Below are 13873 nucleotides of genomic sequence, written 5' to 3'. Positions count from 1 at the left end.
TGTTACTCCTATTTAAAATAGATGTCAACACCTTCAGTTCAAGGTTTTTCAATACGTTAAACACCCAGCAATCACGATTCCGATGGAAATTGATAAAAACATAAGGAAAAGTCCGACGGCCTGATTATCTTCTTCGATGCTTTGATTGATATTAAAACGCGGTGTGAGCCATTCAGCTAAATAAAACACAATAATCTGTGCTAAAATTCCAATCGCTCCCCATAAAACCATATCCAAAAATGAAATAGAATTAGCTGCGGTCGAATACAAAACAATAGCAAGACCAAGAAGTCTTCCTCCAAGTGCATAACTTGCTGCTTTATTACCTTTCGCCATTAACGAAAATTCCTTGACTTTCGTTGTCACTTCCATAAGAAACAGACCGATACATAAAAGACCGATTGAAATCGCTAAATAAAGTAAGAAATTTATCATTTATAATCCTCCTTTTTAATTCCTACAGGTAAATAATAAGATTCATTCCCCGTAATTTTTTCACCGGCACGTATACCAATACTACTTGGTTTTCCTGCAATTAAAAACGATCCAAACACATACGACAGCTCCTCGTTTCCCCTTTCAGTCTCAAGTGAAACAACTGGAAGCTTTATATATTTTTGAAATACAGGAAGTTCTTTTTTATACGTTTGATATGAATTTTGACTAACAATATTGGTGTCTTTGTCACGAATTGTAACCGTGTCGCCTTCTCTACCGAACGAAGGCTTTTGAACAAAAGAACTTTTCCCTAAAAAAGGATCCTGTTCTAGGTAAGTAGGGAGCATATATTTTTTTATCCATTGTCGTTCCTCATTTGTATAAAAAGCGCCCGCCTCGGCCAATCCCCAAATCAGGCATTGAATCGATTTTGGCTGAAGCAGAAAGGATGAGATAGGATTTATAATAAAGAGCTTTCCTTCCTTTACAAGTTGCAGTAGCTCAATCCCTACAAGATCTCCGGTTTTGGGATCCCTGTCCTCAACCAAGTCTTCAATAGGATATGTCTGACGATACAAAATATCAATTGGCACACCGTCTCTGTCGACCAAAGCATCGTCAGTAATTCTGAGTTCTGGCATTGACATCATTTTGTTTTTAACCTGACATAGCTGACTCAAATACGCAGTCGTATTCCAATCCTCTATATTTTCATGATGGGCTGTGAAGACAACATTTGGACTTTCTATTCCCTTAGCAGCCTCCATCACAGCTTTTGTGATACCAGAAGAGAGAAGACGTTCCTGATTCTTATTCGGATCATGATAATCTAATTCTTTACAAACCACTCCATTCATTTGAAAGCATTCCACGATAAAAGTTGGAGTATCACTATTAAACTCAAGCATTTTGATACCACTATCCTTCAAAACAAAATCAAACCGTGAAATAATAGATTCAGGAAACAGAGATTTCATTCTAATAAAAGGCAAACTTGAAGATGGAAAACCAAATTCAAGAAGCTGAGCGTCAGACAAGGTCCGAAGAAGCCTAGCAGTCTTAAAAAATACTTTCCCCATTCTTTCTGTTGCTAATTGCAAATCTTGGATTATTTGTTCTGTTATTTCAAAAACATGAAAAAGGCTATACTCACTCCCGTATAAGTCAGACCAAAAGTGAGGGAACCTTGAATAAAATTCACTTCGTTTCTTTATGTAAAGCGACATAATTTAACCTCCGAATCCACCCTTTGAACCGCTTCCAATTCCCCCTTTAAAATTGGACGAAGCTTGGTAGGACTTAAATTCAGATGAATTTTTGAAGGTGGATTTATTTTGATAGTATGTACTACCGTAATAATAATGCCCATGATAACTTGAACGGTTGTCATCACATCGCCACACACCAAGTTCATCATCCCAATCCCAATCAGCACAACTCTTATCCTTCGGTTTTGGAGGGAGATCTTCTGTACATCCAGATAAAGTGCTAGTCATTAAAGAAGTAAGAACACCTGTTACTAACCATTTGGTTTTTGTCACTTTCCAACGCTCCTTTGTATATTATTTTTTTATTATAATAGAATTCATGATAAAATAGAAGAAAAAGGAAGAGGGAGTACAATTGCGGTTAGAATATCGACTCAATGATGAAGCGAAACAATACCCTGCCCTATGGAGCTACGCGAACATTCCTGTTTCCGAAACCGTCGCAAGGATGACTTGTGAGTATTTCATTAAAGAAGGAGATACATATGTCGTAACAGCGACCGTGATGGATCCTGATGGAACAGCAGTATTATATGTCCAAAAAGAAGCGTTCTTCGATGATCCTTCAGAGCCTACATATTCCCATATAGGTTTTGAGATTAGAGAACTACAAGAGGCAAATTCAATTTTAATAGAAAGTAAAGATGTATGGAACCATGACGAGATTTTAACGTATCTCCATTCAGATATTTTGTACGTTCAAAAAGACGGAATATTTATGGAACTCGCCTTAGATTCCAGAGAGATTGATGAAGACCGAAAGTGCTATGTTTATTATGGAAATTTTACAGGTGGGCACAGATAAAGTGAAACTTTAATCAGTGGGGGTTTTCTTCATCCCCCACTGATTATTAGTTGAACGAATCGGGCTTTTACGGACAGTAAGACTCCCACCTAACTTCTTTGTTTTTGCAGAATTTTGAGGTGGGAGTCTTACTGTCCGTTAATGCGGGGTAACAATCAAATGAAACTCCCATAATTGGGAGTTTCATTTGATTTCTAATATTTTTATGCTCTCCACACAATGAAATTCTAATCATTTCCATAGTCCCGATAAAAGGTTCCTAAAACAAAAAAACCTTACGTATAAAACGTAAGGTTTTTTATATAGCCCCACACATGCCGTTCTCTCTAGATGTCCATAAACCTGCTCTCACAGGTGGATGTTCTCATAAATGCTTTCAGCTTCCTTCTTAAAAAGATGGCATGCTGTTTACATTTAAATATTGAACTTCCGTATTATACTTATTGGTTTAAGACATACATAAGCTACGTACACCGTAGGAATTTTATATAATGTTAGTTAAAATAAGACCCCCGCACGTGCCGTCCCTCGTAAATGTCCAAAAACCCGCTACTCGCAGGTGGATGCCCTCACAGCTACCGTACATCTTCCTCCACATGGAAGGCTTGATGATGGTCGCTAAATGTTGAGCTTCCGTATAACTAACATCGGTTTTAGACATAAATAAGTTACGTACACCGCAGGATGTTTTATTTACTTGTCGTTATCTTATCACATTGCATGCAATGTGTAAAATGTAATGTTTTGAAGCAAATTCTTGCTTGTGACCTTATTTTAATACAAAATATTTTTGCATGCAAGAGGTTACTGTCCTTCTTTTACAATTTGGTTTTCTGGATAAGAAATCCAATCACTCCAGCTTCCAGCATATAACTTCACGTTACGAAAACCAGCTGTTTGTAACGCTAATACATTCGGGCATGCTGTTACACCAGATCCGCAATAGACGATTGTTTCCTTCTCTTTACTAAGATAGCGGAAACGATCTTCTTGTTCCTCTTTATCTTTGAACTGACCTTCCGATGTGATTCCATCTTTCCAAAAATAATTTTCTGCTGTTGGAATGTGACCAGCTTTAGGATCAACAGATTCTTCAGCGCCAGCATAACGTTTTGGCTCTCTCGAATCAATTAACGTAACATCTGCATTTGTACGAATTTTTTCTTTCACATCTTTCATCGTTACAAGCATGTTGTCTTGCACATTCGGTATGAATTTTTTCCGTTCAATGGTTGGAACTTCAGCTGTTGTAGATAAATTTTGGTCTTTCCAAGCAGGAAACCCACCATTTAACACATATGCTTTTTGATGTCCTACATATGTTAATAGCCACCATAGACGCGAAGCCATTGCACCAGCTTGACTATCATATGCAACCACTGTCGTATTTTTATCAATACCAGCCTGAGAAAGCTTTTCGGCAAAATTCTCAAGACTTGGGAGTGGATGACGACCACCATGCTCCGTAACAGCGCTTGATAAATCAAGATTTAAGTCAAAATATAATGCATGGGGAATATGTTCTTTTTCATACTGCTTTCGTCCCAAATTTGAATCAGCTAAGTCAAAACGACAATCGACTACACGGACATGTTCATCTTCTATGTGATCACGTAACCATTCGACTGTAACAATCATGCTTAACGACCTTCTTTCTCTTGCAGACGACCTACATACTCCATAACCATATCTTCTGTTACAATTTTACGTTGCGGTGCAACACCTCGTTTAGCAAGAGCATTGATTTGCTTCGTTACCATATTAATTGCATCTACTGAGAAATGTTTTCCATTTGACGCAAGTGCTACTGCTGCTTCAATTGCCGCTTCACGCTGTGCTTCTAACTGTAAAAATGTTGTCACAATTTCATTTTGTTTACGAGAATGTGCTGTAATTGCTTTATGTACTTCCATCTTCTCTTCCCCCTAAATAATTTATACTTTCTCGCCAATTCTTCATAAGAAAATGACTAGAGTTCTATTGTAAGCCGAATCATATCTCGGCATACAATCCCATTTTCAATAATCTCTTCTTCATAATGCTTCGAAAAGTAATCAAAATCAATAGAATAAATACGAAAACCACATTTTTGATAGAAAGCAAGCTGTGAAATACTAGAATTCCCTGTCCCTACCTCAAGGTTATGCATGTGTTTTCCTTTGGCAGTTGCAATTGCATGCTGTAATAACTGTTTTCCAAGTCCTTGCCCTTGTATTTCTTCTGAAACAGCGATATTCATAATTTCCATTGTTTGCGGTCTTGTTTCAAGTAATACATATACGCCTATAACATTTTCTTCATATTTTGCAATATATAAAAGACCTCTCTTCAAATATGAATTAATTTGCCTCTCACTGGGATCAGCAAGCAACAATAATGACATCGGCGCCTTATCTTGCGAAATACGTTCCATGACAATTTTCATGAAATTTCCCCTTTCTCTCTTGTTCTAAACCCTCCTTGTCTACCATAAGTAATACAAAGGAGGGATTCACCATGGACAACAATGAGAAAAAATGCAACGTCATCTCGATTGATGGAAAGAAAAAGAAAAACGGAACATATTCCCACCCAAAATTAGTTGTAGATGGAAAAACATATGAGTTTTCTTCATTCGTCTTATGCGGTGAAACACCAGATGGCAGACGGTTAGTTCTGACTCATATGATTTCTACAGATGAATTTGCAGGATTCGTAAAATCTCTGGATGCTGTATTACAAAAGAAAATTGAACGAATCTTTTTTTCATAGAGCTTATAAAATATGAATTTCTTTTTCGATTGCTGCTAACTGTTTCTGTAATTGTTCCTTACTTTGTTCATATAGCGACACATCAATTGTCTCTGCTAAAGCGAATAATACACTTGCATAATATTGCTTAACATCTTCCTGCATCACTTTTTTGAATAAGTCCCATTTCAATTCCCATTCTTGTTTATAATGCTGGATAAATATCTCTTCTTCATCAGCTACATATTGGGATACGACAGGCTCAAGTGATTCCTTCGTATCTTCCTGCATTGTTGCTTTATCATTTTTTTCAAAGAAACTTTTCTCATTTTTGAAATGAGATAATGCCTTTTTAAAATGCTTTATTTCTATAGAAGGAAACGGCTCTTTATGCGTAATAACTTGGTATTCATAATCTGCTGTCCCATTCATAGAAATAGATTCGTTTTCCAACTTACATTTCACTGCAATTTCATCTTTTGCACGTTGCATCGCTTCATCCATCCATTTTTCAAGACGTAGTGACGTTGCTCGCATTTCCTGTAATAAATCATGTTGGATAAAGGCTACAAGTTCCATGAGACATTCTTGCAACTTAATTTTCACATTTCCATCTGTTCGAAGGGATGCTGGGTTAATAAATTCAGTAAACACATCGTTATAACGTAAAAATAGACGTTGCTGCACATAATATAACAGTTCTTTCACTTCATTTTGCATCGCTTGCTCTTCTGCAAGTACACTATACGATGAAATAATATGAAGTAGCTGCTCACGTTCTGCTTCATATTTTTTTATTTGTTTTTCTTTCTCATCGTTCCCTTGCTTTGCTCCTTGTATCATATTTACAAGAAGCTGCTCAGCACTTTGCAATGCGCTATATAAAGAATGGACAGATACGAGCATTAAATCACGCATCATAAAGGATGTAAATGATTCTTCAAACTTTGTAATCCCCGAATTTTTCAAGATACCATACTTTTCTTTTGCAATACTCTTTCCTTGTTTCTCCTCAAGTGCACATAAGCTCGAAATTGCAAATAGACGTGGATTTCGGATACCGTATTGCAGGAGCTGGTCTGCTATATAGCCTTTTACCATTTCAAGTTCATCCTCAGACTGAGCTAAATCCGCTGCGTTAATTAAAAAGAACATTTTATCAAGCGCAAATGTATCTTTGACACGGCCAAGTTGAATTAAAAATTCACGATCCGCCCTTGAAAAGACATGATTGTAGTATGTTACAAATAAAATCGCATCAGCGTTTTTAATATATTGGAATGCAACGTCTGTATGTCGAGCATTAATAGAATCTGCTCCTGGTGTATCAACAAGTGCAACGCCTTGTCTCGTTAAAGCACAATCATAGTATAATTCCATATATTCAACAAAACATGATTTCTCTTCATTCGCTACATAATCAGAGAATTCCTCTAACGTAACTTGCACTTGTTCTCCCAAATGATTAGAAACTGCTTGATATCCCCTCTGCACTGCACGTAAAAAACTAAATGTTGTTTTCTGCTTTCCACTTGGTGACGGGTATTGTAGGATTGTATCTATTTGTAATAACGCTTCTTCAAATGTCTTTATTTCATAATAAAACAATTTATAAACTGCTTTCATATCTTCTAATAGCGCCTGCTTCGATTTAAACTGAACAATTACTGTGCCGTGAGGTTTGTCTTCTGTAATCGGTAAAATATGATTAATCGTCGCCGTTGTTGGATTTGGTGATACTGGGAGTACATTCGCACCAAGCAATGCATTTGCAAATGATGATTTCCCTGCACTAAAAGCTCCAAATAACGCTACTGTAAATTGCTTTGTTTCAACACGTTTTCTTTTCCCGACAACTTCTTGATGCAAATGTTTAAGTGTAGGAAGAGTTTCTAATATTGTTTCCGCATCTTTTACTTGTTCTAATATACGATGAATATTTAATGTTGCTGTTGTTTTTATATTTTCTTCCTTATACGAAATACTATCACTTTGTACCTCTTGTTCTTGTAATGTAAACTTCTCATTTACAACCTGTTTCTTCCCTTGTAATACTTTTTCTACTTGCAATTCATTTGGCACCGGTACATGATCGCTCCAAATACCTTGTAAGTAATTCTCGTATTTATCATACGCCTCAATATATTGTAATTTTGTTTCTTTTGCTGTCTGTAACATAGTATATTGCTCAATTTCTTGTTCAATATGAGCAATCTCTTTCTCCATCTTTTTCCGTAAAACGCCCGTGCTTTGCTCAAAAATTTGCTGTGCTTTCATAAAGTAGCGTTTCTTCAGCTCATTCGCAACATCCGCTGTATAAAGAAGCAAGTAATCTCCTGTAAACCCTGCACCTTGTTTAATGGTTTCTGCTAATAATTCTGGACCAAAAGAAATTCGCAGTGCATATATGTCTTTTCCGACTTCTTCTGTAAACATCCCTTCATCTTTTAAGAAAGCCACAATAAACTCTTTCACATGAAAATCAATCTGTGTTTCAACGGTCTTCCCTAGTGCTAAATAAAATGCATCTAAACGTCGCTGTTTTTCTTGCTCTGTTTTTCCTTTTGCAAATAGCAAACCAACTTTAAACTTCGTTAGCTTCGTTTCTAAATATTGATTTGCTAGCTCTCTCATTTCAAATGGCATTAAGTAAGCATTGTCTAATATTGCTTGCAATCCTTTTATAAATTCATTTTTCACGTCCGATTCTTTACTAGCCACACGTCGTTTATTTTCAATAAGCTCTTCTTTCTTTTCCATTACGTCTGTAAGCGATAGGGGTAATGCTAATTCTTTTTGGTAGGGCATTAATTGTTTTTCATTTTCTGAAAGAATAAATGAAAAATGTTCTTGTAATAAATATGCCGTTTCTCTTTCCATACCATTGCTCACATACTGCTCACGCTCTTTCATAATCGAAGAAAGCAATTTCTCTAATCTTTGTATTTCATTATACGAATGGTTCATCATTCGTAAAGAAGTATAAAAAATACCATCTACTTCAATATCCCAGTTAGAAAACGATTGACTCACACTTTGCCTATAATCTTCAAATGATAGCTCATTTTCTTTATGCTTATCGATTTGATTGATAACAAGATAAACTGTTTTATTACGCTGCTTTAATTCTTTCACAAACTGCAAATTCACTTCTGACTGAACATGGTTATAATCCATCATGTAAAAAATAACATCCGCAAGATGGAGTGTTGATTCTGTTGCTAATTGATGCGCATCATCTGTTGAATCAATTCCAGGTGTATCAACGAGCATAACGCCATCAGGAATTGGCGCATCATTTCGATAAATATGAACGCCAATTATTTCATCACCATTTTTACAAAGCTGTTTCAATTCTTCCGCCGAGTATGCACCATCATATTCATAATGCTCTCCAGATTTCACTGTCACAACAACACGGTCCTGTCCCTTTTCAATTTTAACAACGTTCGCGCTTGTCGGAATCGGACTTGTTGGTAATAACTGCGCTTTATATAAGTGATTCATCATTGTCGATTTTCCAGCAGAAAAGTGACCGCAAAAAGCAATCATAAGCTGTTCTTGCTTATATTTTTGAATTACTTCAAACAACTTCAAACTATTTTCCGTATCACCATGCTTCTGCCATTCTTCATAAAAACAAACAAGCTTTTTCATACTGTTTGTCTGTACTATGTTTGTCATCCCCTTGTTCCCCTTTATTCCAAGATGTATATACCCTACTATCATACTAAATTTTCAGGATATTCTCATTAAAAATAAAAAATCCCTTTCATTCTTTTGACAGATGAAAGGGATTCTATGTAAGTTTGTTCATTTTGTTGCTCCGACTCCATTTAACACATATTTTGTAACGACAGCATACACAGCCACCGTTCCTGCAACTAATGCATATACCATATTTAGCACACCAACCTTTTTTGATAATGATTATCACTTTTGAGTATATTTTATCATTAAAGAGAATCATTATCAATATTAATTTCTAAAAAAGAAGCTCCTTGAAAATAAGGAGCTTCTTTACTACCTGTTTTAAAGGAGTGAAAAACTTGCTGTGCATCCTTATTATATCTCATAACAAACATCTTAACAGTTTCAAAAATTGGAAATCCCCTCTATCTCCTTTTGATAACATTTTGTATAATAAAAGGGCTTTATTCAAAGGAGGAAAATAATGGAACAAAGCGTTTCGCACGGTGAGAGGATTCATTCTATCGATATTATTAGAGGGATTGCTGTATTTGGTATTTTTCTTGTTAACTGGCCTGTTATTGCTGGTGTTGACACTAGTGAAATCACAGGAGGTTATGAAGGAATAGACCGTTATATTCGCCTATTTTATGACATGTTTATTCAAACAAAATTTTATACTATTTTTTCATTTTTGTTTGGACTAGGATTTTACATTTTCATGCAGCGTGCTGAGACAAAAACAGATCATCCAAAAACATTATTTGTTCGTCGTCTCCTCATCTTATTATTATTCGGCTTCATGCATTATGTCCTTTTATGGGATGGGGATATTTTACATAGCTATGCAATTGCAGGATTTTTCTTATTTTTATTTTATAAAAGAAAGCCTCGTACTGTTTTAATATGGGCTTTAGTTCTATTAGGACTTTTCCAGTTTTTCATGCTACTAATGAGTTTACTCCTTATGTTTATGCCAATAGAAGAATTAAGAACTTCCCTCCCTATTATGCCTTTAGAAAATTGGGGAGTACAAGTGCAAGATCGCTTTACAGACTTTTATTCTGAAGTAATCCAGACAAACCTTTTTATACTTCCAGAAATAGTTGGATTATTCTTTCTCGGCTTATATGCCGGCAAAAACGACATTTTCCGCCGAACGAATGAACTAGATCCAAAACTAAAAAAGTGGCAAATCATTATGTTCGTTTTAACATTACCTATTTGGTTCTTCATGATTCGCTACTTTGTGGCAAAACAGCCATATGAACCAATCTACATGAGAGGTCTTACAATGTTTAGCGGGAAAACATTATTTATCTTTTACATTTTCACACTTATGCGCTTATTACAGAAGGAGCGTTGGCAGAAGCTATTACGTCCATTCCAATATGTAGGTCGAATGGCACTAACAAATTACATTTCAAGCACAATCATTACATTGCTTGTGTTTGGTCTGTTTTTCAAAAATTATTTACCAGTACCATTATGGATCGGCCCAATATTTTGCATCGGCTTTTATACATTACAAATCTGTATTAGTCGCTGGTGGCTCTCTCATTATCAGTACGGTCCACTTGAATATATTTGGCGCCTTGGCACATATGGAAAAATGATGCCTCTAAAAAAGAAAAGCAAGGTCTCTTAATGAGAACCTTGCTTTTTGTTTATGCTTCTGTTACAGCACTTTGCATTGGAATTTGCTCTTCTTTTGTTTTCGCTTTGCGCTGCGGAATCATATTAAACACAATATTTAAGAGTACAGCTGACGCACTTCCAAGTACAATTCCGTTATCTGTTAAAATACGAATACTTTCTGGAAGCTGAGAGAATAACGTTGGAACGACTGTTACACCAAGGCCAATTCCAACAGAGCATGCTACGATTAATAAATTTTCTTGTTTTGCAAAGTCTACACTACTTAACATTTTAATACCGTATGCCATAACCATCCCAAACATTGCTAGCATGGCACCACCAAGTACTGGCTTTGGAATAATCGTTGTGATAGCTGCAATTTTTGGAATAAAACCAAGAACGATTAACATACCACCGCACGTATAAATAATGACGCGATTTCGTACACCTGTTAATTGAACAAGACCTATGTTTTGCGAATAAGTCGTATATGGAAATGCATTAAAAATACCACCTAAGATCATCGCTAATCCTTCGGCACGATAACCCTTTGTTAGCTCTTTTTCACCAATCTTTTTGTTACATATATCGGATAAAGCGAAATACACGCCAGTTGCTTCCACAATCCCAACACAAGCAACGAGAATCATCGTAATAACCGGCGTTAACTCAAATGTTGGTGTGCCAAAGTAAAACGGTTGAATACCGTGAAACCACTCAGCTTCTCCAACAGCCTGCAAGCTCACCTTTCCCATAAATGCTGCAATAATCGTACCAAATAAAAGGCCAAGTAATATAGAAATAGAACGGATAAAACCATCAAAGAAGCGGTACATAATTATAATAAATAGTAAAACACCAAATGCTAACGCTAAGTTTTCTAGACTTCCAAAATCCTTACTTCCAACTCCTCCAGCCATGTCATTAATAGCCGCTGGAACTAATGTAACTCCAATAACTGTAACAACAGAACCCGTTACTACAGGCGGGAACAGTTTCACAAGCTTTCCAAATAATTTTGCAAAAATAACAACGAACAATCCTGCTGCAATAATTGCTCCATATATGGAAGAAACACCGTACTGTTTACCGATGGCGATCATCGGTCCAACTGCTGTAAACGTACAACCAAGTACAACAGGAAGGCCAATTCCAAAAAATCGATTCGATAAAGCTTGTAAAATTGTTGCGACACCACACATTAATAAATCGATGGATACTAAGTATGTTAATTCTCGTTGATTTAAGCCAAGTCCTCCGCCAACAATAAGTGGAACAATTATTGCTCCTGCATACATCGCAAGCATATGTTGCACGCCAAGGGATGCGATTTTAAATGGGTGTTGCTTCATGACTATTTCACCTCCGCAGTCTCATGCTGAACAAATGTAACAGTACCGTTATCAAGTGATGCAATTTCTGCAAGTGATTCTACACGAACACCGTTCTCACGTAGTTTCTTTCCTCCGTCTTGAAATGCTTTTTCAATAACAATTCCAATCCCAGCAATACTTGCACCGGCTTGCTCTACTAAACTCATTAAGCCTAAAGCAGCCTGACCGTTTGCTAAAAAGTCATCAATGATTAATACACGATCATTTTCATGGATATGATTTCTAGATAATGAAATCTCATTCGTTTCTTGTTTTGTAAATGAGTATACTTTTGCAACATACATATTATCTTGTAACGTTAACGATTTCCGCTTTCTTGCAAAAACCACTTTTACACCAAGCTCTAAACCTGCCATAACCGCTGGTGCAATACCCGAAGATTCAATCGTCACGATTTTTGTAATATTATCTTCCTTAAAACGCTGTGCAAACTCTTTTCCTATTTTTTGCATAAGTACTGGATCAATTTGATGATTTAAAAAGGCATCTACCTTCAACACATCACCAGATAAAACCTTTCCTTCGTTTAAAATCTTTTCTTGTAATACTTTCATGCTTGCTCCCCCTCTTATGCAAATAAAAAACTCCAAAAGCAGCCACCACTCGTTACAAGTGAGAGACGTGCTTTTGGAGCTTCGCAAAAAAGAATGCTAAACCAGCAATATATTCGTCCTCACCCATAGTCAAAGTATTTACGGTACTTCGGTAGAAACTTGCAGGCCATATCCCCGCGATTATATGAGTGTAGCTAACCTATTTATTTTATAGAAGGATTATAACGCACTTTTTTTACTTTGAAAAGCGTTTCTAGAAAAAACACGTACAAATTTTACAAAAACATCTTTTTCGTTCGAGTTTTGAAACCTCTTACATTTTGTATTCTTCTACTAGAGACTCGTTAAAATAACTGGTCCATCCTTTGTAATTGCTATCGTGTGCTCGTATTGCGCTGCCAATTTTCCATCCATCGTCCGGGCAGTCCATCCATTTAAATCTACTTTTGAATATCGCATACCTACATTTACAATCGGTTCGATCGTTATTACCATTCCTTCTTGTAATTCTGATCCTTGACCTGACTTTCCAAAATGAAAAATTGCTGGTTCTTCATGGATTTCTTTACCAATTCCATGCCCTGTAAAATCCCTTGCGACAGAAAACCCTTCCGAAGCTACATAACTTTCAATCGCATATCCAATATCACCTACACGATTTCCGATTATCGCTTGCTCAATTCCTTTATATAAAGCATTTTCCGTTACTAGTAATAACTTTTCTGCTTCATTAGAAATATCCCCTATTTTATGAGTCCATGCAGAATCAGCAAGAGCACCATTTAAGTTCACTACCATGTCAATCGTAACAATATCACCTCCCTTTAATGGGTGAGTAGTCGGAAAACCATGACACATTTCATCATTCACAGATGCACATATTGCATATGGATAATTGTTATATCCTTTTTGTTCAGGTGTCGCACCATTCTTTTCTAAATACGTTTCAACAAATGTATTAATTTCCAATGTCGTGATACCTGGTTTTATTATTTTCGCAATTTCTTGATGACACGAAGCTAGTAAATTTCCCGATTCGCGCATCAAATTTATTTCTTTTTTCGTTTTTATTGTACTCATGAAATCTCCCCTCGATAAAAGCTTTCCAAATTCAATCATACACATCCTCCTCAACAATTTCAAAAGAGCATTCATTTCACATTTTTTTCACAAATTAACATTCCAAAACTTGTAAGAATCCGCGACTTTATAAGTTCTCATCATAGACATAGTTTTTATTGTATCAATGAACACTTTTTGAAAGCACATTCGGACGTGATGAAATTATCTAAATTTTTTGTATTATAAAAATGTAAGATTTCATTTATCCAAGGAGGGGTATCATGGGGGAACATA

At 36.1% G+C, this 13873-nt stretch carries 13 protein-coding genes, 2 other RNA genes and 1 riboswitch; of the genes, 3 read left to right on the top strand and 12 right to left on the bottom strand.

What is annotated here, in order from left to right; all coding sequences use genetic code 11:
- Positions 1 to 48 precede the first annotated feature (48 nt).
- The 3 genes from JDS96_RS12085 to JDS96_RS12075 are packed head-to-tail and all read right to left on the bottom strand — an operon-like array spanning position 49 to position 1979.
- Positions 49 to 435, bottom strand: a complete 387-nt coding sequence (locus JDS96_RS12085; RefSeq protein ID WP_018764315.1) for a DUF350 domain-containing protein — start codon at positions 433 to 435, stop codon at positions 49 to 51.
- Positions 432 to 1664 (bottom strand): glutathionylspermidine synthase family protein, encoded by a 1233-nt coding sequence (locus JDS96_RS12080; RefSeq protein WP_199666976.1) that lies wholly within the window; start codon positions 1662 to 1664, stop codon positions 432 to 434. Before JDS96_RS12080 ends, JDS96_RS12085 begins: the two co-directional genes overlap by 4 nt.
- 3 nt (positions 1665 to 1667) lie before the next feature.
- A complete protein-coding gene (locus tag JDS96_RS12075; protein WP_003196444.1) occupies positions 1668 to 1979 on the bottom strand; it encodes a hypothetical protein in 312 nt (103 codons plus the stop codon).
- 82 nt (positions 1980 to 2061) lie between these two features.
- Between JDS96_RS12075 and JDS96_RS12070 the strand changes: the two genes are divergently transcribed.
- Positions 2062 to 2511: a hypothetical protein gene (locus tag JDS96_RS12070; RefSeq protein ID WP_199666968.1), complete on the top strand. Its 450-nt coding sequence runs from the start codon at positions 2062 to 2064 to the stop codon at positions 2509 to 2511.
- A 301-nt stretch (positions 2512 to 2812) separates the two neighbouring features.
- On the opposite strand, the gene ssrS (JDS96_RS12065) is transcribed toward JDS96_RS12070, so the two are convergent.
- The 5 genes from ssrS (JDS96_RS12065) to JDS96_RS12045 form a co-directional block, all read right to left on the bottom strand.
- Positions 2813 to 2996, bottom strand: a non-coding RNA gene (gene ssrS / locus JDS96_RS12065) — 6S RNA.
- A 21-nt stretch (positions 2997 to 3017) separates the two neighbouring features.
- A non-coding RNA gene (ssrS, locus tag JDS96_RS12060) (6S RNA) lies at positions 3018 to 3200 on the bottom strand.
- A gap of 115 nt (positions 3201 to 3315) precedes the next feature.
- On the bottom strand, positions 3316 to 4149 hold the full coding sequence (locus JDS96_RS12055) for a sulfurtransferase (protein WP_199666967.1): 834 nt from the start codon (positions 4147 to 4149) through the stop codon (positions 3316 to 3318).
- A 2-nt stretch (positions 4150 to 4151) separates the two neighbouring features.
- Positions 4152 to 4424, bottom strand: coding sequence for a DUF2533 family protein (locus JDS96_RS12050; RefSeq protein WP_003196439.1), 273 nt, complete (start codon positions 4422 to 4424; stop codon positions 4152 to 4154).
- A gap of 56 nt (positions 4425 to 4480) precedes the next feature.
- Entirely contained in the window at positions 4481 to 4936 is a 456-nt protein-coding gene (locus JDS96_RS12045; RefSeq protein WP_199666966.1) for a GNAT family N-acetyltransferase, read from the bottom strand.
- Between the two features lie 71 nt (positions 4937 to 5007).
- On the opposite strand from JDS96_RS12045, the gene JDS96_RS12040 reads away from it, so the two are divergent.
- Entirely contained in the window at positions 5008 to 5262 is a 255-nt protein-coding gene (locus JDS96_RS12040; protein WP_000369734.1) for a DUF3931 domain-containing protein, read from the top strand.
- Positions 5263 to 5265: 3 nt separating this feature from the next.
- On the opposite strand, the gene JDS96_RS12035 is transcribed toward JDS96_RS12040, so the two are convergent.
- Entirely contained in the window at positions 5266 to 8925 is a 3660-nt protein-coding gene (locus JDS96_RS12035) for a dynamin family protein (RefSeq protein WP_199666965.1), read from the bottom strand.
- 490 nt (positions 8926 to 9415) lie between these two features.
- Between JDS96_RS12035 and JDS96_RS12030 the strand changes: the two genes are divergently transcribed.
- Positions 9416 to 10579, top strand: a complete 1164-nt coding sequence (locus tag JDS96_RS12030; protein WP_199666964.1) for a DUF418 domain-containing protein — start codon at positions 9416 to 9418, stop codon at positions 10577 to 10579.
- Between the two features lie 19 nt (positions 10580 to 10598).
- On the opposite strand, the gene pbuX is transcribed toward JDS96_RS12030, so the two are convergent.
- The 3 genes from pbuX to JDS96_RS12015 all read right to left on the bottom strand — a co-directional run bounded on the left by pbuX (position 10599) and on the right by JDS96_RS12015 (position 13597).
- On the bottom strand, positions 10599 to 11921 hold the full coding sequence (gene pbuX, locus JDS96_RS12025; RefSeq protein WP_199666963.1) for a xanthine permease PbuX: 1323 nt from the start codon (positions 11919 to 11921) through the stop codon (positions 10599 to 10601).
- A gap of 2 nt (positions 11922 to 11923) precedes the next feature.
- On the bottom strand, positions 11924 to 12517 hold the full coding sequence (locus tag JDS96_RS12020; RefSeq protein ID WP_016114144.1) for a xanthine phosphoribosyltransferase: 594 nt from the start codon (positions 12515 to 12517) through the stop codon (positions 11924 to 11926).
- A gap of 106 nt (positions 12518 to 12623) precedes the next feature.
- A riboswitch (purine riboswitch) is annotated at positions 12624 to 12725 on the bottom strand.
- Between the two features lie 125 nt (positions 12726 to 12850).
- On the bottom strand, positions 12851 to 13597 hold the full coding sequence (locus tag JDS96_RS12015) for a type I methionyl aminopeptidase (protein WP_029427542.1): 747 nt from the start codon (positions 13595 to 13597) through the stop codon (positions 12851 to 12853).
- Positions 13598 to 13873 lie beyond the last annotated feature (276 nt).

This window comes from Bacillus cereus group sp. N21, assembly GCF_016483395.1.
GTDB lineage: Bacteria > Bacillota > Bacilli > Bacillales > Bacillaceae_G > Bacillus_A > Bacillus_A pseudomycoides.
Note: the sequence above shows the minus strand (reverse complement) of the source record. Positions and strands in the feature narration are given on the sequence as shown.

What these genes read in the sequence shown, in the direction of transcription:
- JDS96_RS12020 (WP_016114144.1), bottom strand. Translation starts at nt 12,517, where the DNA reads ATGAAAGTATTACAAGAAAAGATTTTAAACGAAGGAAAGGTTTTATCT.
- JDS96_RS12040 (WP_000369734.1), top strand. Translation starts at nt 5,008, where the DNA reads ATGGACAACAATGAGAAAAAATGCAACGTCATCTCGATTGATGGAAAG.
- JDS96_RS12055 (WP_199666967.1), bottom strand. Translation starts at nt 4,149, where the DNA reads ATGATTGTTACAGTCGAATGGTTACGTGATCACATAGAAGATGAACAT.
- JDS96_RS12030 (WP_199666964.1), top strand. Translation starts at nt 9,416, where the DNA reads ATGGAACAAAGCGTTTCGCACGGTGAGAGGATTCATTCTATCGATATT.
- pbuX (WP_199666963.1), bottom strand. Translation starts at nt 11,921, where the DNA reads ATGAAGCAACACCCATTTAAAATCGCATCCCTTGGCGTGCAACATATG.
- JDS96_RS12050 (WP_003196439.1), bottom strand. Translation starts at nt 4,424, where the DNA reads ATGGAAGTACATAAAGCAATTACAGCACATTCTCGTAAACAAAATGAA.
- JDS96_RS12015 (WP_029427542.1), bottom strand. Translation starts at nt 13,597, where the DNA reads ATGAGTACAATAAAAACGAAAAAAGAAATAAATTTGATGCGCGAATCG.
- JDS96_RS12080 (WP_199666976.1), bottom strand. Translation starts at nt 1,664, where the DNA reads ATGTCGCTTTACATAAAGAAACGAAGTGAATTTTATTCAAGGTTCCCT.
- JDS96_RS12085 (WP_018764315.1), bottom strand. Translation starts at nt 435, where the DNA reads ATGATAAATTTCTTACTTTATTTAGCGATTTCAATCGGTCTTTTATGT.
- JDS96_RS12035 (WP_199666965.1), bottom strand. Translation starts at nt 8,925, where the DNA reads ATGACAAACATAGTACAGACAAACAGTATGAAAAAGCTTGTTTGTTTT.
- JDS96_RS12045 (WP_199666966.1), bottom strand. Translation starts at nt 4,936, where the DNA reads ATGAAAATTGTCATGGAACGTATTTCGCAAGATAAGGCGCCGATGTCA.